Source organism: Janthinobacterium sp., from assembly GCF_009923995.1.
In the GTDB taxonomy this organism is placed as follows: domain Bacteria; phylum Pseudomonadota; class Gammaproteobacteria; order Burkholderiales; family Burkholderiaceae_D; genus Janthinobacterium.
The window spans coordinates 42,042-60,427 of the sequence record NZ_RFSK01000013.1; the positions used below are offsets into that span (position 1 = coordinate 42,042).

Consider the following 18,386-nt stretch of genomic DNA (forward strand, 5'->3'; position numbering starts at 1 on the left):
ATAGCCCCGGTGTGTATTCCACTCCGGGGCTTTTGTTTTTCAACCATCATCGGGGATTTCTATGAGTCAATATAACGTTGCAATCGTCGTTGGCAGCCTGCGCAAGGATTCCTTCAACCGCAAGCTGGCCGAGGCTATCATCAAGCTGGCGCCGCCCGAGTTTTCCTTCAAGCACATCGAGATCGGCGACTTGCCCCTGTACGACCAGGACGACGATGGCGCCCAGGCCGAGCAGGTGCTGCGGCTGAAGTCGGACATCGCCGCGTCGCAGGCCCTGCTGTTCCTCACCCCCGAATACAACCGCTCGATTCCCGGCGTGCTGAAGAATGCCCTCGACCATGGCTCGCGTCCCTACGGCCAGAGCGTGTGGGGCGGCAAGCCGGGCGCCGTGCTGGGCGTGTCCGTGGGCGCCACGGGCACGGCGCTGGCGCAGCAGCACCTGCGCAACGTGCTGGCCTACCTGGACGTGCCGCTGCTGGGCCAGCCGGAAATGTTTATTCAGGCCAAGGAGGGCCTGTTCGACGAGCATGGCGGCATCGGCCCGGCCAGCCTGGGCTTCTTCCAGGGCTGGATGCAGCGCTACGTGGACTGGGTCAAGAAGCACGCCATCCACGCCTGATGCGGCCGGCCTGACCCGGCATCCTTGATACATATCAAGGCGGCAGCGCACGCCGTTGCCGCCTGTCCACAATCCCTGCCCATTGATGCCAGGATTTCAATGTTGGCACGGGTGTCTCGGTATAATGCGCCCTTTCTTTTGCGCAAGATTGCCTCTCTCCTACGCCATGTGGACTAAACCTGTTCTGCGCATGAACCTGCGCCGTTTGATCGTGCTCGTGGCCTTTGCCAGTGCCCTGGTGTCCCTGGCCAATACCTTTTATGCCAGCTACCGCGTGCAGCGCCAGTTGCTGATCGATACGACCCTGGAAGCGAACCATGCGTATGCCAGCAAGCTGGCCAGCACGGCCGAGGATTTCCTGCAATCGGCACGCCAGCAGCTGGCCTACAGCGCGGCCAGCCTGCCGTCGCGCATGGCGGACGACGCCTGGCTGACGGCCGAGGCGCAGCGCCTGCGCCTGCAAACCAACAGTTTTAACTCCGTGCTCATCGTCGATGCCCAGGGCAAGGTGCTGGGCGTGTCGCCGGAAACCCTGGCCCTCAAGCACCGCACGCTCGATTCGGCAGGCGCCGCGCAGGCGCTGCGCGAACGGCGGCCCCTGATCACGCAGCCCTACGTCTCCTCGGCGGGCAACCTGGTGGTCTTCATTTCGCATCCCATCCTGGACAGGGACGGGCGCTACCTCGGCTACGTGGGCGGCAGCATCTACCTGAAACAGAAAAACATCCTGTACACCATGCTGGGCCAGCACTACTACCGCGACGGGTCCTACCTGTACGTGGTGGACCAGAAGCGGCGCCTGCTGTACCACCCGGACCCCGCGCGCCTGGGCGACGTGGCCGGCAGCAATGAAGTCATCGACGCCATCATCGCGCAGCAGGGCGGCGGCAACCGGCGCATGGACAACAGCCTGGGCGTGGACATGCTGGCCGGCTACGCCGTCATGCCATCGACGGGCTGGGGCATCGTGGCGCAGCGGCCGACGGCCATGACCCTGGCGCCGCTGAACCAGCTGATGGCCGACACGGTCTGGCATTCCCTGCCGATCGCCTTGCTGAGCCTGCCATTCATCTGGTGGCTGGCCAGCCTCATTTCGCGGCCCCTGGTGCAGCTGGCCGAGGGCGCGCGGCGCATGGATACGCCTGGCACGGCCGAGCATATTGCCGCCATCCGTTCCTGGTACGTTGAAGCGGCGCAGATCAAGAAAGCCCTGCTGAAGGGATTGGCTTTGCTGCAAAGTAAGATCGGCAAGCTGAAGACGGACGTGCAGACGGACCCGCTGACGGGGCTGTCGAACCGGCGCGGCATGGCGGCGGCGCTGGACGCCTGGCATGCGCAGGCGCGGCCGTTCTCCGTCATCGCCATCGATATCGACCATTTCAAGCAGGTCAACGACCGGTGGGGCCACGCCGTGGGCGATGACGTCATCCTGCGCCTGGCGCAGCTGATGCGTGCCTGCTCGCGCGATGCGGACGTGCTGTGCCGCAACGGCGGCGATGAATTCATCATGCTGCTGCCCGACGCCGACCTCGACGTGGCCATCCAGGTGGCCGAGCGCCTGCGCGCCAAGGTGGCCGCCGCCGTCATCCCCGGCGCGGGACCCGTCACCGTGTCGCTGGGCGTCGTGTCGTCGGAGCAGGAGGGCGGCGGCATGGACGCCGTGCTGCTGGCCGCGGACGCGGCCCTGTATGTGGCCAAGGAAAACGGCCGCAACTGCGTGGGCATCACGGAGCCGGCCTGATGGCATTGCCGCGCGGCACAAACTGATACGCTGTTTTCTGTTGCTTCTGAGCCTGTCCTGTTTGCGCGCCAGCGCTTACCATGGGGCCTTGACACGCACAACGGGGATGGCAGGCATGGCAGGGATGGATGGCAATGACGTTTGAGCAAGAGCTTGGCATCCGCTGCGACGTCGCCGGACGGCCGCACGCGCTGGCCTTCCTCGGCTGCTGCGACCTCAACTATGGCCAGCGCTGCGCGCTGCCGCTGCACCCCTTCCGCCTGCGCGTGCCGGAAGGGGCGCTGGCGGGCCTGCTCGACGCGCCGTTCAACAGTTTTATCCAGACCTGCCGTGAAGACGACTTGCAGTATGAGGAAAGCGACTTGCCCGAACTCAAGGACGCCGGCTATCCCGGCATCACGGCCATGCTGGGGGGCCACCGGCCGCTGCTGGCCGGGATGCTGCTGGACTTCATGATCGGCGACCTGCTGGCGGCCATCGGCCGCGCCAGCGGCTACCGTGCGCCCGATGCCCGCTACTGGGGCGACGTGGCGACGGCCGACCGGCGCGCCTATTTCACCATCAATCAGGTGCACACCGTGTCGTTCGCCGACGGCCATGCCGTGTTCGAGGGCGAAGGCTACTACGGCGTGTACGTCATCTGGCTGACGCAGTGAGCGGGGCGCAAATGGGGACTTGACCTTCCTCATGTGGGAAGGTTTATAGTCATGCCATGAACCGTGCCTTTTTCCGCTCTCTCGCCCACTCGCTGCTGTGGCTGCTGGCCGTGACGCTGCCCTTGCAGGGCTTTGCGTCGGCCATGCGCAGCTGCTGCGTGGACGAGCTGGCGGTCGCCGTCACGGCGGCGCAGGCGCAAGCCCCGCAGTGCCACGGCATGGCCGACATGGCCGATATGTACATGCAGGACCAGCCGATGAGCATGAAAATGGCCATGGACGATGGCGGCGCCATGCAGCACGGCCACGATTGCAGCAACCATGGCGCTTGCACCGTGGGCGCCACGGCGCCGCCCGGCATGCCTGCCGTGCCCGCATGGACCTTGCGCGCGCCGCCCCCGGCGCTGGCGCCCGATTCCCTGTTCGCCGGGCATATCCCGCCCGGACCCGAACGTCCCCCGAGAAGCACGCACTCCGCCTGACCGCCCGTGAACCTGGCGGTGCGCCGCCGCACGTCCCTGCACGTGGCGATGGCACGCCAGCGTTCCACCGCGCGCCCGCCGCGCCATACCCTGTCATTCAAGGAATACCATGAAGCAATTACTTAGCCTCGCGCTGGCCGCCGGCGTTGCGCTGGCCGCGCCGCTGGCCGCCGCAGCCACCCCGGCCCCATCCGCCGCCGCGCCGCAAGACGCGCAAGCGCCCGTGCCGGCCGCCACCTACCGCTCCGCCTTCGCCGGCTACCTTCCCGCCGCCGAGGACGACGCCACGCCCGACCAGACCTGGCGCGCCGTGAACGAAAAAGTCGGCAAGGCTGGCGGCCACATGGGCATGATGAAGATGGAAGGCCACAAGATGGAAGGCCATGCCATGCCGATGGACAAGATGCCGAAGGATGAGGCCATGCCCAAGCCGTCCGGCAAGCCCGCCCCGCAACACCACCACGAAGGACACTGAGATGGCCCGCTTGCATACATCAATGTGCCTGACGCCGCTGGCGCTGGCAGCCGTCCTGCTGCTGGGCGGCTGCGCCAGCTTCAGCCCCGATGGCGGCATGGCGACGGTGTCCAGGGTGGCCGATGCCCGCACGGGCGCGCCCGGCGCGCTGTCCGCCACGGACACGGACGAGAAACTGGCACAGCTGCTGGCCCAGCCCCTGGACGCCGACAGCGCCGTGCGCATCGCCCTGATGAACAACCACGGCCTGAAAGCGGCCCTGGCCGACCTGGGCGCCTCCGAGGCGGACCTGGTGCAGGCGGGGCGCTTGCGCAATCCGGGCCTGTCCTTCGGCCGCTCGCACGGCAGCCACGGCAATGAAATCGACCGCGGCGTCAGCTTCGACCTGGCCGGCCTGCTGACCATGCCCCTGCGCGTGAACATCGAACGGGGCCGTTTCGAGCAGGCCAAGCTGCAGGCGGCCAGCAGCGCCGTGCAGCTGGCGGCCGACACGCGCCGCGCCTATTTCAATGCCGTGGCCGCCGTGCAGACGGAGCAGTTCATGCAGCGCGCGCTGCTGTCGGCCGAGGCGGGCGCGGAACTGGCCACGCGCCTGCAGCAGGCGGGCAACTGGAGCCGCCTCGACCAGGCGCGCCAGCAAGTGTTTTATGCGGACGCCGTCAGCGACCTGGCCCGCGCGCGCCACCAGGCAGTGGTGACGCGCGAACACCTGACGCGCTTGCTGGGCCTGTGGGGCCGGCAGACGGCATTTACCTTGCCGCAGCGCCTGCCCGACCTGCCGGCCGCGCCGGCGCAAGCGGGCGATATCGAGGCGCAGGCCATGGAGCAGCGGCTCGACGTGCAGATGAGTAAGCTCGACGCGCACGCGACGGCCGACGCGCTGGGCCTGTCGAAGGTGACGGGTTTCGTCAACGTGCTCGACGCGGGCTATACCAACAAGAGCACGAGCGAGGCGCCGCGCGAGAACGGCTATGCAATCTCGCTGGAATTGCCCCTGTTCGACTGGGGTTCGGCGCGCAATGCAAAGGCGCAAGCCTTGTATGAACAGTCGCTGCAGCGCACGGCGGGCACGGCCGTCAAGGCCCGCTCGGAAGTGCGCGAGGCGTATTCCAGCTACCGCACGGCCTACGACCTGGCGCGCCACTACCGCGATGAAGTCGTGCCGCTGCGCAAGACGATTTCGCATGAGGTGTTGCTGCGCTACAACGGCATGCTGGCCAGCGTCTTTGAGCTGCTGGCCGACGCGCGCGAGCAGGTGGCCAGCGTGAACGGTGCCATCGCCACCCAGCGCGATTTCTGGATCGCGCAAACCGAATTGCAATCGGCCATCAATGGCAGCGGCCCAGGTGCGGCAGCTGCGGCAAAGGAATAATGATGATTACACGTAGAAACTTTTTCATGAACGCGGGCGCCGTCGCCCTCAGTGCCGCGGCCGTCAGCCGCGTGGGCGCCGCCTCCCTGCCGGAAGCCGTCACGATGGCCGGCGCGGATACCAAGGCGCCACTACCGCCGCCGAACGGACGCCCGTACAACCCCGTCGTCACCCTGAACGGCTGGTCCTTGCCCTGGCGCATGAACAACAACGTCAAGGAATTCCACCTGGTGGCGGAACCCGTCGTGCGCGAACTGGCACCCGGCATGCAAGCGAACCTGTGGGGCTATAACGGCCAGTCGCCCGGCCCCACCATCGAAGTGGTGGAGGGCGACCGGGTGCGCATCTTCGTCACCAACAAATTGCCGGAACACACGAGCGTGCACTGGCATGGCCAGCGCTTGCCTAACGGCATGGACGGCGTCACGGGCCTGACCCAGCCCGGCATCGCCCCGGGCAAGACCTTCGTCTATGAATTCATCGCCAAGCGCCCCGGCACCTTCATGTACCACCCGCATGCCGATGAAATGACGCAGATGGCCATGGGCATGATGGGCTTCTGGGTGACGCATCCGAAAGACCCGAATTTCATGAAGGTGGACCGCGATTTCGTCTTCCTGCTCAGCAACTACGACATCGATCCGGGCAGCTACACGCCGAAGATCATGACCATGACGGATTTCAATCTGTTCACCTTCAACAGCCGCGTCTTCCCCGGCATCGACCCCATGGTGGTGCGCCAGGGCGACAAGGTGCGCGTGCGCGTGGGCAATCTGACCATGACGAACCACCCCATCCACATGCACGGCCACGAATTCGAGGTGACGGGCACGGATGGCGGCTGGACGCGCCCGGAGTCGCGCTGGCCGGAAGTGACGACGGACGTGGCCGTGGGCCAGATGCGCGCCGTGGAGTTCACGGCCACGGACCTGGGCGACTGGGCCTTCCACTGCCACAAGTCGCACCACACGATGAATGCCATGGGGCATGACGTGCCCACCATGATAGGCGTCGACCACCAGGGCGTGGCGGCGAAGATCAACCAGCTCGTGCCCGGCTACATGGTGATGGGCGAGCGGGGCATGGCCGACATGGGCGAGATGCAGATGCCCATTCCCGACAATACCCTGCCGATGATGGCTGGCGACGGCCCGTTCGGCGCCATCGGCATGGGTGGCATGTTTACCACGGTGAAGGTGCGCAAGGACCAGAAACCGGGCGACTACCGCGACCCGGGCTGGTACAAGCACCCGGCCGGCACCCTGGCCTATGAATGGACGGGCGCCTTGCCGGAACCCGTGCGCGGCCAGGGCGCGGGCAAGTTGCCGGCCCGCGGTGGCGTGGAGATGACGGTGCGCAAGCCGGGCGGCCACGCCGGGCATTAAGATGTGGGGCCGGCCCGGCTGAATCTGACGGCTTGCCTAGCATGGCAAGCCGTTTTGCGTGTTGCTTCAGATCAAGGATTTGTCGCGTAGTGACAATCCGAGTATTTTATCTGCCCTTTTTTCTTTATATTCAAGGTGTTCCGTTTCTTTGAAGCGCTGCTCGTCCCGGCCGTGTCCGGCGCCGCTGTGCACGACCGCGGCGTGGTGGCATGGCTGCAAACCGGAGGAATCATGTTGAATCAGATGAAGGTGGGAACGCGCTTGCTGGCGGCATTTTTCTGTGTCGCCCTGATGGGGGCCATCGTGGCCGGCATCGGTATCTTCAATATGGGCAAGATCGACACCATGGCGGGACAGATGTACAACAACGAGCTGCTGGGCTTGTCGTACATCAAGGAAGCCAATATCGCCCTGATCAAGGTGGGCCGCGCGCGCAGCAATTTCTTGCTGGCCACCACGCAGGAAGAGCGCGGCAAGCGCCAGGCCGATATCGAAAAATTTCTTGAAAGCAACAAGAGCAACCTGGCCAAGGCCCGGCCCCTGTTCGTCTCGCCGATGGCGAAGGAACTGTTTGCCCGCTTTGCCACCGTCGAGGCCGAGTATATCGCCACCATGCGGCAGGCCCTGGAAATGGCGGCGGCCGAGCCGCTGGCGCAGCGCAGCGCCACCCTGACGCAGTTGCTCGACAAGACGCGTCTGCATGCCGACGAGCTCGATGGCATGCTGGATAAATTGTCCACGCAGAAAGAGGAGCGGGCCAGGGCGGCGGCGGCGCAGGCGTCGAGCGTGTACGAGACCAGCCGCAGCTTCATGATCGCGCTGGTGCTGGGCAGCGTGGCGGCGGGGCTGGCGCTGGGGGCGCTGATCACGCGGGCATTGACGCGCCAGCTGGGCGGCGAGCCGGCGTATGCCGTGCAGATCGCGGGCGCCATTGCCGAAGGCGACCTTACCGTGGATATCCGCACGGCCAGCCACGACAGCAGCAGCCTGCTGTTTGCCATGAAGACCATGCGCGACAAGCTGGTGGGCATCGTCAGCCAGGTGCGCTCGGGCACGGATACCATCAATACGGCCTCGGGCGAAATCGCCCAGGGCAACCTGGACCTGTCGTCCCGCACGGAAGAACAGGCCAGTTCCCTGGAGGAAACGGCCTCGTCGATGGAGCAGCTGACCTCGGCCGTGCGCCAGAATGCGGACAATGCGCGCCAGGCCAATGTGCTGGCCGGCGCCGCTTCCGACGTGGCGGGCAAGGGCGGCGCTGCGGTGGGGCAGGTGGTGCAGACGATGGAGTCGATCAATGCATCCTCGCGCAAGATCGTCGACATCATCAGCGTCATCGACGGCATCGCCTTCCAGACCAACATCCTGGCCTTGAACGCGGCCGTGGAAGCGGCCCGGGCGGGCGAGGAGGGGCGCGGCTTTGCCGTCGTGGCGTCCGAGGTGCGCAGCCTGGCGCAGCGCTCGGCCAGTGCCGCCAAGGAAATCAAGACCCTGATCGGCGACTCCGTCGACCAGGTGGAAGCCGGTGCCAAGCTCGTGCATGACGCGGGCAAGACCATGGACGAGGTGGTCGCCAGCGTGCGCCAGGTGGCCGATATCATGCAGGAAATCACGGCCGCCAGCGCCGAGCAAAGCGCCGGCATCGAGCAAGTCAACCAGGCCGTGCTGCAGATGGACCAGGTAACGCAGCAAAACGCGGCCCTCGTCGAAGAGGCGGCCGCGGCGGCCGAATCGCTGCAGGACCAGGCGCAGACCTTGACGGAACTGGTGGGCGTGTTCCGCCTGCATGCCCAGGCCGAGCACATGGCCGTGCCGCCCGCCAGCAACGTCACGCCGCTGCGCCGGCCGTCGCCGTCGGCGCGGCAGGGCGTGCGCCGCCTGGCCTGAGTGCGGCTTGTCCGCGCGCAATCGGCGCGGCGGTGGTAGGCTGTCGCTATTGCGCGTTTGCCACTTCCGGGTCCTGTATGCCGTCTCTTCGCCTGTTATGCCTGTCCCTGCTCCTGGCGCCGCTGGTGTCCCTGGCGCAGGAGGGCGAGCCCGTGCTGCCGTATCGCCCTTCCGTCGCCAGTCCCGCGCAGCTGCCCGCACCGGGCCAGCTGGAATTCGAGGCGGGCGGCCTGGCGACGAAGACGGATGGCACGCGCCGCGCCAGCCTGCCGTACACCTTCAAGCTGGCGTTCAGCCCGGAATGGGGCTTGCTGCTCGAAGGCGAGGCGTATGTGCGCCTGCGCGACGAGCCGGGCCGGCGCGAGACGGGCGTGGGCGACACGACCCTGGTGCTGAAGCGGGCCTTCTTGCTCGACAGCGCCACGGCGCTGGGCCTGGAACTGGGCTGGAAGGCGCCGACGGCCAGGGATACCATCGGCAGCGGCAGGAGCGACGTGTCGCTCAACGGCATTTTCAGCCGCGACCTGGGCGCCGTGCACATGGATGCGAACCTGAACGCCACGCGCCTGGGCGCCTCCGATCCGGGCACGGGAAGGGTGCAAACGGGCTGGGCGGCGTCATTTTCCACGCCCGTCAGCGCGCGCTGGGGCGCCACGGCGGAATTGTCGGGCACGCGCCTGCGGGGCGCGCCCGCCACCGCCCAGCTGTTGCTGGCCGCCACCTACAGTCCCACGCCGCGCCTGGCCATCGATGTCGGCATGGCAAGAGGCCTGACGGCCGCGTCGCCGGACTGGTCGCTGTTCAGCGGGCTGGTCGTGCCCCTGGGCCAGCTATGGTGAGCTTGCCACGCCGCTCTTATGTGTCCTTGCGAACAAACTTGTTTTTACGCAGGGTCTACAATGCAGGCATAACCAATAAAAGGAGTGCCTCCATGAAAACCCTGATACTTGCCGCCGTCCTGCTTTCCGCCGCCACCGGCGCCATGGCGCAAGTCGGCGTTTCCGTCACTGTCGGCCAGCCTGGCTTTTACGGACGCCTCGACATCGGCGACTATCCCGCCCCCCAGTTGATCTATGCGCAGCCCGTCATCGTGCAGCGCCCGCAATACTATTCGGCTGCCCCCATCTACCTGCGCGTGCCGCCCGGCCATGCGAAACATTGGTCCAAGCACTGCCGCAAGTATAATGCCTGTAACCAAGAGGTATATTTCGTCCAAGATAGTTGGTATAACAACCAGTATGTGCCCCGTTATCGCCAGCAGCATGGCGACTATGGCCGTCCTGGCGGACGTCCGCCGCAACAGCATGGCCGCCCCGATTATCGGGACCATGACCGTGATCACGGCCATTATGACAAGCATGATGACAAGCGCGACAAGCATGACGACAATCCGGGCAGGGGCCATGGCAACGGCAACGGCAACGGCAACGGGCGCAGGGACTAAACAAGCAAGCAGGAGGATCTTTGCATAGTAAAATCGTAATCGTAGGTGGCGGGGCAGGCGGCCTGGAGCTGGCCTGCAAACTCAGCCGCAAGCTCGGCGCCGGCCAGGTCACCCTGGTCGACAGCCGCCTGTACCATATCTGGAAACCATCCCTGCATGAAGTGGCGGCCGGCACCCTGGACATCCACCAGGAAGGCCTGTCGTACCAGATGCTGGCGCATGACAATGGTTTTACCTATGTCTACGGTCCCCTGATCGCGCTCGACGCCGCCTCGAACAGCCTGACCGTGGGCGCCATCGCCACGGACAAGGACGAGCAGCTCCTGCCGCAGCGCCAAATCAGCTACGACCAGCTGGTGCTGGCCGTGGGCAGCACTTCGAATTACTTCGGCGTGCCCGGCGCCAAGGAAAACACGATTTCCCTGAATGCCACGGAAGACGCGGAACGCTTCCGCCTGACCTTGCTCAAGCTGCTGGCCATGGCCGAGCAGCGCCAGGGCGACGCGGGCCATCCCGGCGTCGATATCGTCATCATCGGCGGCGGCGCCACGGGCGTGGAACTGGCGGCCGAGCTGCGCGAAGCGAGCGGCGTGTATGCGGCCTATGGTTTCCAGAACCTCAACGCCATCAAGGACGTGCGCATCACCCTGCTCGAAGGGGCGCCGCGCATCCTCGCGCCGCTGCCCGAGCGCGTCTCCATCGCCGCGTCGAAACTGCTGCACCAGCACGGCATCACCGTGGTGACGGACACGCGCGTGACGGCCATCGACCCCGACCAGGTGACGGTGGCCAGCGGCACCAGCTACGCGGCCGACATCTGCGTGTGGGCGGCCGGCATCCGCGCGCCGGAATTCCTGGCCACCCTGGGCTTGCCGACCAACCGCGCCGGCCAGCTGGAAGTGACGGGCATGCTCAACGTGCAGGGCCATGCGAATATCTATGCGCTGGGCGATTGCGCCGCCTGTACCGGCCCGGATGGCAAGCTGGTGCCCCCGCGCGCCCAGGCTGCCCACCAGCAAGCTGATTACCTGCTGAAAACCTTCGTGCTGCAGGCGAAGGGCAAGCCGCCGCAGACGAAACCGTATGAATACCTCGATTACGGTTCGCTCGTGTCGTTCGGCCGCACCACCTCCGTCGGTACGCTGATGGGTTCGCTCAAGGGCCTGAGCTGGTTCGTCGAAGGCTTTGTCGCCCGCATGATGTATGTCAGCCTGCACCTGATGCACCACAATGCCGTGCTGGGCAGCGTGCGCACGGCCGTTATGGCCATGGGCCGCTTCCTCATCAAGCGCAGCACGCCGCAGGTCAAGCTGCACTGAAGAATGACTTGTTTCACTGAAAAAGGGGCCGCGAGGCCCCTTTTTATTTGCCCCGCGGGGCGGGCGCCGCCTCGCAGCGCGCCTTGGTCATGGGAAAGGCGATGGTGGTGAACTTGCCCTTCAGGGTGCCCACGATGCTGGCGTGCAGGATGCGCTCGCTGTCGCGGCGGTAGATGATGCGGCTGGGAAAGTCGTTGTCCAGGTTGGCGAAGATGAATTCATTCGGCTTGTCCTGGCGCAGCAGATTGAAGACGACGGGCGGCTGGCCCGATGGCTGCACGATGTAGGCCAGCTGGCCCGGTTCCGTCAGGCGGATCTGCACGAATTCAAAATCCGTCGTCTTGCCGCCTTTCACCGTGCGGCTCGTGCCGAGGATGGTGCCGCCGGCGGCCGTGCTCCACTGTTCGCCGGAGCCCGGTTCGGCCCCATCGACGTTCCAGCAGCCGGCCAGCCAGGCCAGCTTGTCCACCGTTTCCGGCGGCGGCACGGTGTTGCCGGCGGCCCGGGCCGCGCCCATGGCCAGCAGCGCGGCCAGCAAGGTCATTGCGTATCGTTGCATGCCATCTCCTGTCGTTGCGGTGTGTGGGCGCTCCCTGGGGCGCGCCCGTCCAGTGTAGCCGATGCTGGGCTGCACACGGCAAACACTTTATACTCGGCAAAGAGAGCGACCTTCCCCCCCCCATCTTGCCGAGGAGCACCATGCACGAGACTTCCACGCCGCAGTTAGACGCCGCACCGGGCCGGTTCGATGATCGCTACATCAGCTTGAACAGCCTGGGCCTGGAGCCGGAGCAGCTCGATTTCTACCAGCTGCTGCTGGCCTGCGCGGGCGAGGAGGGGGCAAGCGTGCGGCAGGCCTTGCGTTTCCGCGTGGCCGGGTGTGGCAGGGCCAGTTTCATCGGCTCGCTGGACGCGCTGCCGGCGCCGCTGGCCACCTTTCCCCTGTGGCGCGCCGAGCTTGAAGGCTGGCCCGGCGAGCTGGCGCGCGAGGAATTGCTGGCGCGGACGAGTGCCTCGCTGGGCCAGCCTGCCGGCGTCTTCCTCGCGTCGCCCGCCTGGCGCCTGGCATTGCCCGACATCTGGCAAAGCCTGCTGGCGCTGGCATGGACGGGAGCGGACCATGCGGCCGATGCCGCGCTGACGGCGCAATTGACGGATGTGTTGCGTGTTGGACATTTTTTGCAAATCCTGGAAGGCCGGCGCGCCAGCCTGGCCGGGCATGGCGCACGCCGCGCCGTGCTGGGCGCGCAACTGCTCTGGCCTGAAGGCTTGCGGCCGCGCTGACGCGCGCGGCTTTTGCTTATTCTTTTGGCGTGATGCGGGGCAGGATGACGCTCAGGGCCGTGCCGCCTTGCGGGTTGGCCGTCAGGTGCAGGCTGCCGCCCAGGTAGTGCACGCGTTCGCGCACGGAACGCAGGCCATGCTTGCTCATCTGCACGGGAGCGCTGCCGGGCAAGCCCACGCCGTTATCCTTGACCGTCATCATCAGCGCGTCTTCATTGTCGTCGATGATGATGTCCACTTCGCTTGCCTGCGCGTGCGCGGCGATGTTGCTCAGCGCTTCTTCCAGGGTGCGCAGCAGGGCCACGCCCACGTTGCGCGGGCAGATCAGTTCATCTTCGGGCAGGCTGCAGCGCACGGTGATCTTGTGTTGTTCGGCAAATTGCGTGGCCAGTTCGCCCAGCGCCACGTTCACGCCGAGGAATTCCAGCTTGTCGTTCCACAGCTTCATCTGCATCTGGCGGTTCGTCTCGATGACGTTCAGCAGCAATTGCTTCATGGTTGCCGCCCGGTCGAGCAGGGGCGCTTCCTGCGGCATCTTTTGCGTCAGCAGCGACAAATGCATGGTCAGGGCCGTCAGGGAGGAGCCGAGGCTGTCGTGCAGCTGGCGCGACAGGGCGCGCCGCTCGTTATCCCAGCTGGTATTGACGTGGCCCAGCAGTTCGCTGAGGTCGGCGGCGCGTTCCGCATCGGCCTGGGCCGCTTCCTGGTTCGGATCTGTTTGTGCGGACATAGCGCCCCGTGAATGGTGAAAGGATAGGACCAAATTCAAGTGGTGGATCATACATGAGGATTCCATCGCAGGGCGCATGGATGGAAAATTTCTGTCTTTTAGGCAATTTTAATCTCCTCCCATCATTTTTATGCAAAAAATAAGATTGCCGCCGCCGCACTGGCGCCCGCCCTGTTCCCGCCGTTACGTACGGCTGCGCACATACCGGCTCCCGGGCTCCTGCCATAGTGGGGGCGTGCATCATCTCCACGCAGCATCGCTGCCGCCGTGGCGCAGGGCGCCGCACAGGCCCGCTTACCGAAACGAAAGGACATGCCATGAATATCGATACCATCGTCGACCAGGAATACCTCGATAAAAGCTTCCGCGATATCGTCAACGCCCCCATCAGCGCCCTGCGCGGCGTCAGCGCCAAGGATGCCAAGGCCCTGCAGCAGGCATTCGGCGTGACCACCGTACGCGAACTGTCCAACCTGAATTTCGTCAAATGGGCCAGCGCCCTGGCCATCCTGGCCGATGAAGAGGGCATGAGCGGCGAAGAGCGCGCCAAGGAAGAACTGCTGGACGACGCCGTGGAAATGACCTTCCCCGCCAGCGACCCGATCTCCGTCGATGCGGGCATCACGCGCATCGAAGTGTCGCCCGACACGGTCGATGCGCAAACGGACCACCAGCATGCGGGCAAGCATGAAGTAGCGGCCGGCAAGAAATAAGGCCGTCAGGCATAAAAAAACCGGCTGGCCCCATGGCTCGCCGGTTTTTTTGCGTCTTGCGCGGCAGCTGCGCGCTGGCCGGCGTCAGGCGATCGAGGGGATGCCGCTCTTCTGCATGTTCACCTGGGCGGCGATCACTTCGTGGGGCGAGCAGCAAAAGCGGTTCTTGCCGGCGCGCTTGGCTTCATACAGGGCCGTATCGGCCGCGCCCAGCAGCGACTCGACGGAAGTGGCGTCGTCCGGGTAGATGGCGATGCCGATGCTGGTCGACAGGCGCAGGGTCAGGTCGTTGATGAAATACGGTTCGGAAATGACTTCGATCAGCTTGGCGGCCGGTTCGCGGGCGTCGCCCTTGCCGGCCAGGTTGCCCAGCACGATGACGAATTCATCGCCGCCGATGCGCGCCACCGTGTCTTCCTTGCGCGAGGCGCCCACCAGGCGCGCCGCCACCATCTTGAGGATGTCGTCGCCATAGCCGTGGCCGTAGCTGTCGTTGATGGCCTTGAAGCCGTCCAGGTCCAGGTACAGGATGGCCGACTTGCCCCGGTTGCGGGCCGATTGCTGCAGGGTGTGTTCGATGCGGTCTTCCAGCAGGCGCCGGTTGGGCAGGCCCGTCAGCGGGTCGTGCAGGGCCAGTTCCTGCTGCTGCTTGCTGTACTGCGCCAGTTCCTTGTACAGCAGGCGCACTTCCAGCATGTTGTGGATGCGCTTGTGCACTTCCATCAGGTCGAAGGGCTTGCTGATGAAGTCGCGCGCGCCTGCTTCCAGGGCGGCGATCTTGAAGCTGGGCTGCGCCGTCAGGGCCAGCACGGGCAGGTAGCCGCCGTGCTCGATCTCCTTCAAGCCTTTCATGACCTGGAAACCATTGAGTTCCGGCATTTGCAAGTCCAGCAGGATCAGGTCGTAGCAATGTTCCTGGTGCAGGGGGCAGACCTGGGCCGGGCGCATGGTGGCCGTGACGTTGGTATAACCGGCATCGCGCAGGATTTCCAGCATCAGGTCGACATTGTCGGGGGAATCGTCGACGACCAAAATTTTGGCTTTCAAAATCTCATCTTGGCTGGGCATGTAGGGTCTCGGTTATACGGTCTATGCAACGCTGGCTTCTACCGCAGGTAATGGGCTGGCGACGGCTCGACAGGATAGTAGCGCCTTGCAACAAGATAGGGCGCACAACAGCGCATGAACTCGCTTCTGCCATTCCTGGCAGCCAGGGCCGATTGTCGGCACCCTGCCATGCAGGTGTGCTTCTGCATTTCAGTGTAGCAAACTTCAGTGAAGTTGCTTGTAGGACAGTGCCGCGTCTGAAAGTAGGAAGGCCAACCCATGGAAATGATCATTTTGTCCTGAGTAATGTATTTCCTTGCATCATCTTTTGTACGGCAGTCAAGGGGCTGCGGCGGCCAGGTGTGGGGCCGCCAGGCTGGCCACGGCGGCCAGCAGTTCGGCCGGGTCCAGCGGTTTCGAGATCCAGGCCTGGAAGCCGCTGTCGAGCGCCTGCTGGCGGTCCTGCGGCCGCGCGAAGGCCGTCAGCGCCAGCGCCGGCAGGGCGCCGGCCGCCCCGGCGCGTATCTGCGCCAGCAGGTCGAAACCGTCCATGCCGGGCATGCCGATGTCGCTCACCAGCACGTGCGGCTGCACCGTCGCCAGCAGGGCCAGCGCCTGCGCCGCGCTGCCGGCGCCATGCACTTCGGCATGGTGGTCGCGCAGGATGCGTTCCGTCAGCTCGCGCGCGTCGGCCTCGTCGTCCACCAACAGCACCTTGATGCCGCGCAAGTCGCTGGCCGCGGGCGCCGCCTGGCCCGGGAGGCGTGCCGCGGCGGGCGGAGTGAGCGGCAGGCGCACCGTGAAGCTGGCGCCCTGCATGTCGCCGCCGCTGCTGGCCGTTACCGTGCCGCCATGCTGTTCCACCAGGTGCTTGACGATGGCCAGCCCCAGCCCCAGGCCGCCATGCTTGCGCGTGGTCGAGGCATCGGCCTGGCGGAAGCGGTCGAAGACGTGGGGCAGGAAGTCTTTCCGGATGCCGATGCCGTTGTCGGCCACCGTGATGGCCAGGCGCGTGCCGTCGCGGCGCACGCCGATCTCCACGCGGCCTCCCTGGGGCGTGAATTTCAGGGCATTCGACAGCAGGTTCCAGATGACTTGCTGGATGCGGCTGGGATCGCCCGTGATGCTGCCCGCATCGCTGGCGACGTCGCAGAGGATGGTGATGTGCTTGGCGTCGGCCGCCGGGCGCAGGGTTTCGATGGCCGAGGCGATGACGGTGGCCGGCACGAGGGCTTGCAGGTCGAGCAGCACCTTGTCGGACGTGATGCGGCTCATGTCGAGCAAGTCCTCGATCAGCTGCGCCTGCGCGCGCGCATTGCGCTCGATGCTTTGCAGGCCCCGGTGCAGGTCGGCCTCGTCGCGCGTGCCGCGCCGCAGCACCTGGGCCCAGCCCAGGATGGCCGACAGCGGCGTGCGCAGCTCGTGCGACAGGGTGGCGAGGAAATCGTCCTTCAGCTGGTTCGTGCGCTCGGCTTCGGCGCGCGCCTCGCGTTCGCTGTCGAGCAATACCTTGCGCTCCTCGGCGGCCCGCGTGGCGGCCGCATACAGGCGCGTATTGTCCAGCGCGACGGCGGCCTGGGCGGCGATGGCCGCGACGATGCGTTCGCTGCGCGCGCTGAACATGCCCGCCTGCGGGTGGCCCAGCAGCAGGCGGCCCAGCAGGTAGCCCGAGCGCGAGCTGACAGGCAGGCTCAGGCAGCTGCGCAGGGGCGGGGCGGCGCCGGCGTGGCCGTCGGGCGCCGCCAGCAAGTCATTCCGGCGCATGGCCGGCCCCTGGCGCAGCTCCGCGGCGATGGCGTCGGCCTGGCGCAGGCTGATGCCGCTCACGGCGCGCGCCCGGTGCGTTGCCTGCTCGTCGTCATGGTAAAAGAAGGCGCCGAAGCGCGCGCCGCTGATGCGCGTGGCCGCATCGACGGTTTCCTGCAGCAGGGAGGGCAGGTCCAGGGTGCCGGCCAGGGCGGCGCCCGTATTGTTGAGCAGCTCTAGCACGCGGGTTTCGTCGCGCAGGGCTTCCTGCGCCCGCTTGACCTGGTCGACGTCGGTGCTCGTGCCAAACCAGCGCAGCAGCTGGCCGCCTCGGTCGCGCACGGGATTGGCGCGCGTCAGGAACCAGCGGTACTGGCCGTCGGCGCCGCGGATGGGAAATTCCATCTCGAAGGGCGCGCCGTCATGCAGGGCGGCCTTCCAGCCCTGCAGCATCTGCGGCAGGTGCTGCGCATCGTAGGCGATGCTCCAGCCGTCGCCCGCCATCTGCTCGGCGGTGGTGCCCGTGTAGTCGTGCCAGCGCTGGTTGTACCAGGCCATGGTGCCGTCGAAGCTGGCGATCCAGGCCAGTTGCGGAATGGAATTGGCCAGCGCGCGCAAGTCTTCCTCACTCTGGCGCAGGCTGTCCTCGGCCGCCTTGCGCTGGCTGATGTCCTGGATATATGTGGTCAGGCCGTCGCTGGAAGGGAAGATGCGCACTTCCAGCCAGCGTCCCAGGGGCGGGTACAACAGCTCGAAGCTGCTGCCTTGCTGCTGCGCCATGGCGCGCCGGTAGTGCGATTCCAGCTCGCTGCCCTGCAGGCCGGGGCAGGCTTGCCACAGGCTGCTGCCGGCCAGGCTGGCCCCTGGCGGGCGCTGCGGCGCCAGCATGTCGGCGCCGCGCGTGTTGATATAGCGGATGGTCCAGTCGCGGTCGAGCAGGCAAAAGCCGTCGGTAATGCCCTCAAGCAGGCTGGCGAGATGCTCGCCTGACAGGCTCAGCGGCCCGGATGGGGGCAGCAGGTCTTGCTTGCGTTCATGCTTGGCCATCGGAAATCCTGCAACAGTTAGTCTGCCACCTGGGCTGCCGCTTCCCGGTGGTCTGCCATCCCCGGCCGGGGCGGCGCGTCGCGGTCGCGTCACTGGCGGGCCGCGCACCGGCCAAGATGGAGGATTCCCGTCCGCCGGGTGCCCGCGCCAGCACCGTGTACCTGGGTAGTATTGTAGCTCCAAGCGGCAGGCTGCCACCGCACGCTTGCGCGCTGGCGGCCCGCGTGCCGGCCGCGTGTTTTTCCGGCGCCTGCAGATAGCACTGGACAGGCGCGAAAGCAGTCCCTATAATCCCGCTTCTTTCGAGACAGCAACTTCTCGATTCGCTGGATGCCACTGTGAAAGCAGCTGTGTCCATCGATAAAGGCGTCAGCTTTTTGGCGGTGAAAAGGTAGCGGATCATGCGGGGCGGTATTCTGCAAAGTCAGCTAAGCGATTG

The 18,386-nt window shown here is 66.0% G+C and carries 17 protein-coding genes; 13 read left to right on the forward strand and 4 right to left on the reverse strand.

Going from position 1 to position 18,386, the window contains the following annotated elements; genetic code table 11:
* Positions 1-61: 61 nt before the first annotated feature.
* The 11 genes from EBS11_RS09170 to EBS11_RS09220 all read left to right on the forward strand — a co-directional run bounded on the left by EBS11_RS09170 (position 62) and on the right by EBS11_RS09220 (position 11,380).
* Complete coding sequence (locus EBS11_RS09170) at positions 62-619, forward strand: NAD(P)H-dependent oxidoreductase (RefSeq protein ID WP_290602198.1); 558 nt, start codon at positions 62-64, stop codon at positions 617-619.
* A 190-nt stretch (positions 620-809) separates the two neighbouring features.
* Entirely contained in the window at positions 810-2,360 is a 1,551-nt protein-coding gene (locus EBS11_RS09175; protein WP_290602199.1) for a sensor domain-containing diguanylate cyclase, read from the forward strand.
* A gap of 134 nt (positions 2,361-2,494) precedes the next feature.
* On the forward strand, positions 2,495-3,016 hold the full coding sequence (locus EBS11_RS09180) for a hypothetical protein (RefSeq protein WP_290602200.1): 522 nt from the start codon (positions 2,495-2,497) through the stop codon (positions 3,014-3,016).
* A 56-nt stretch (positions 3,017-3,072) separates the two neighbouring features.
* Complete coding sequence (locus tag EBS11_RS09185) at positions 3,073-3,498, forward strand: hypothetical protein (RefSeq protein ID WP_290602201.1); 426 nt, start codon at positions 3,073-3,075, stop codon at positions 3,496-3,498.
* Between the two features lie 109 nt (positions 3,499-3,607).
* On the forward strand, positions 3,608-3,973 hold the full coding sequence (locus EBS11_RS09190) for a hypothetical protein (protein ID WP_290602202.1): 366 nt from the start codon (positions 3,608-3,610) through the stop codon (positions 3,971-3,973).
* Position 3,974: 1 nt separating this feature from the next.
* Positions 3,975-5,345, forward strand: coding sequence for a TolC family protein (locus EBS11_RS09195; RefSeq protein ID WP_290602203.1), 1,371 nt, complete (start codon positions 3,975-3,977; stop codon positions 5,343-5,345).
* Positions 5,346-5,347: 2 nt separating this feature from the next.
* A complete protein-coding gene (locus EBS11_RS09200) occupies positions 5,348-6,730 on the forward strand; it encodes a copper oxidase (RefSeq protein ID WP_290602204.1) in 1,383 nt (460 codons plus the stop codon).
* A 231-nt stretch (positions 6,731-6,961) separates the two neighbouring features.
* Positions 6,962-8,617 (forward strand): methyl-accepting chemotaxis protein, encoded by a 1,656-nt coding sequence (locus EBS11_RS09205; RefSeq protein WP_290602205.1) that lies wholly within the window; start codon positions 6,962-6,964, stop codon positions 8,615-8,617.
* 77 nt (positions 8,618-8,694) lie between these two features.
* Complete coding sequence (locus EBS11_RS09210) at positions 8,695-9,456, forward strand: transporter (RefSeq protein ID WP_290602206.1); 762 nt, start codon at positions 8,695-8,697, stop codon at positions 9,454-9,456.
* A 92-nt stretch (positions 9,457-9,548) separates the two neighbouring features.
* On the forward strand, positions 9,549-10,061 hold the full coding sequence (locus EBS11_RS09215; RefSeq protein WP_290602208.1) for a hypothetical protein: 513 nt from the start codon (positions 9,549-9,551) through the stop codon (positions 10,059-10,061).
* 20 nt (positions 10,062-10,081) lie between these two features.
* Positions 10,082-11,380, forward strand: coding sequence for an NAD(P)/FAD-dependent oxidoreductase (locus EBS11_RS09220; protein WP_290602210.1), 1,299 nt, complete (start codon positions 10,082-10,084; stop codon positions 11,378-11,380).
* A 43-nt stretch (positions 11,381-11,423) separates the two neighbouring features.
* Here EBS11_RS09220 and EBS11_RS09225 read toward each other — a convergent pair whose 3' ends face one another.
* Positions 11,424-11,939 (reverse strand): DUF6265 family protein, encoded by a 516-nt coding sequence (locus EBS11_RS09225; RefSeq protein ID WP_290602212.1) that lies wholly within the window; start codon positions 11,937-11,939, stop codon positions 11,424-11,426.
* 140 nt (positions 11,940-12,079) lie between these two features.
* Between EBS11_RS09225 and EBS11_RS09230 the strand changes: the two genes are divergently transcribed.
* Positions 12,080-12,664: a hypothetical protein gene (locus EBS11_RS09230; protein WP_290602214.1), complete on the forward strand. Its 585-nt coding sequence runs from the start codon at positions 12,080-12,082 to the stop codon at positions 12,662-12,664.
* Between the two features lie 16 nt (positions 12,665-12,680).
* Here the strand turns inward: EBS11_RS09230 and EBS11_RS09235 are convergent, their stop codons facing one another.
* Positions 12,681-13,394: an ATP-binding protein gene (locus EBS11_RS09235; protein WP_290602215.1), complete on the reverse strand. Its 714-nt coding sequence runs from the start codon at positions 13,392-13,394 to the stop codon at positions 12,681-12,683.
* A gap of 317 nt (positions 13,395-13,711) precedes the next feature.
* Here EBS11_RS09235 and EBS11_RS09240 point away from each other — a divergent pair, with 317 nt between their 5' ends.
* Positions 13,712-14,107 carry a hypothetical protein gene (locus tag EBS11_RS09240; protein ID WP_290602216.1) on the forward strand — a complete coding sequence of 132 codons (396 nt, stop codon included), beginning with the start codon at positions 13,712-13,714 and terminating at the stop codon, positions 14,105-14,107.
* Positions 14,108-14,191: 84 nt separating this feature from the next.
* Here EBS11_RS09240 and EBS11_RS09245 read toward each other — a convergent pair whose 3' ends face one another.
* Both EBS11_RS09245 and EBS11_RS09250 read right to left on the reverse strand, forming a co-directional pair.
* Positions 14,192-15,175: a diguanylate cyclase gene (locus tag EBS11_RS09245; RefSeq protein WP_290602217.1), complete on the reverse strand. Its 984-nt coding sequence runs from the start codon at positions 15,173-15,175 to the stop codon at positions 14,192-14,194.
* 318 nt (positions 15,176-15,493) lie between these two features.
* Positions 15,494-17,947, reverse strand: coding sequence for an ATP-binding protein (locus EBS11_RS09250; RefSeq protein ID WP_290602219.1), 2,454 nt, complete (start codon positions 17,945-17,947; stop codon positions 15,494-15,496).
* Positions 17,948-18,386: the final 439 nt, after the last annotated feature.

Bases quoted from the DNA above. Each gene is read 5' to 3' on its own strand.
- EBS11_RS09170 (WP_290602198.1), top strand. From the start codon at position 62: ATGAGTCAATATAACGTTGCAATCGTCGTTGGCAGCCTGCGCAAGGAT.
- EBS11_RS09175 (WP_290602199.1), top strand. From the start codon at position 810: ATGAACCTGCGCCGTTTGATCGTGCTCGTGGCCTTTGCCAGTGCCCTG.
- EBS11_RS09180 (WP_290602200.1), top strand. From the start codon at position 2,495: ATGACGTTTGAGCAAGAGCTTGGCATCCGCTGCGACGTCGCCGGACGG.
- EBS11_RS09185 (WP_290602201.1), top strand. From the start codon at position 3,073: ATGAACCGTGCCTTTTTCCGCTCTCTCGCCCACTCGCTGCTGTGGCTG.
- EBS11_RS09190 (WP_290602202.1), top strand. From the start codon at position 3,608: ATGAAGCAATTACTTAGCCTCGCGCTGGCCGCCGGCGTTGCGCTGGCC.
- EBS11_RS09195 (WP_290602203.1), top strand. From the start codon at position 3,975: ATGGCCCGCTTGCATACATCAATGTGCCTGACGCCGCTGGCGCTGGCA.
- EBS11_RS09200 (WP_290602204.1), top strand. From the start codon at position 5,348: ATGATTACACGTAGAAACTTTTTCATGAACGCGGGCGCCGTCGCCCTC.
- EBS11_RS09205 (WP_290602205.1), top strand. From the start codon at position 6,962: ATGTTGAATCAGATGAAGGTGGGAACGCGCTTGCTGGCGGCATTTTTC.
- EBS11_RS09210 (WP_290602206.1), top strand. From the start codon at position 8,695: ATGCCGTCTCTTCGCCTGTTATGCCTGTCCCTGCTCCTGGCGCCGCTG.
- EBS11_RS09215 (WP_290602208.1), top strand. From the start codon at position 9,549: ATGAAAACCCTGATACTTGCCGCCGTCCTGCTTTCCGCCGCCACCGGC.
- EBS11_RS09225 (WP_290602212.1), bottom strand. From the start codon at position 11,939: ATGCAACGATACGCAATGACCTTGCTGGCCGCGCTGCTGGCCATGGGC.
- EBS11_RS09230 (WP_290602214.1), top strand. From the start codon at position 12,080: ATGCACGAGACTTCCACGCCGCAGTTAGACGCCGCACCGGGCCGGTTC.
- EBS11_RS09235 (WP_290602215.1), bottom strand. From the start codon at position 13,394: ATGTCCGCACAAACAGATCCGAACCAGGAAGCGGCCCAGGCCGATGCG.
- EBS11_RS09240 (WP_290602216.1), top strand. From the start codon at position 13,712: ATGAATATCGATACCATCGTCGACCAGGAATACCTCGATAAAAGCTTC.
- EBS11_RS09245 (WP_290602217.1), bottom strand. From the start codon at position 15,175: ATGCCCAGCCAAGATGAGATTTTGAAAGCCAAAATTTTGGTCGTCGAC.
- EBS11_RS09250 (WP_290602219.1), bottom strand. From the start codon at position 17,947: ATGGCCAAGCATGAACGCAAGCAAGACCTGCTGCCCCCATCCGGGCCG.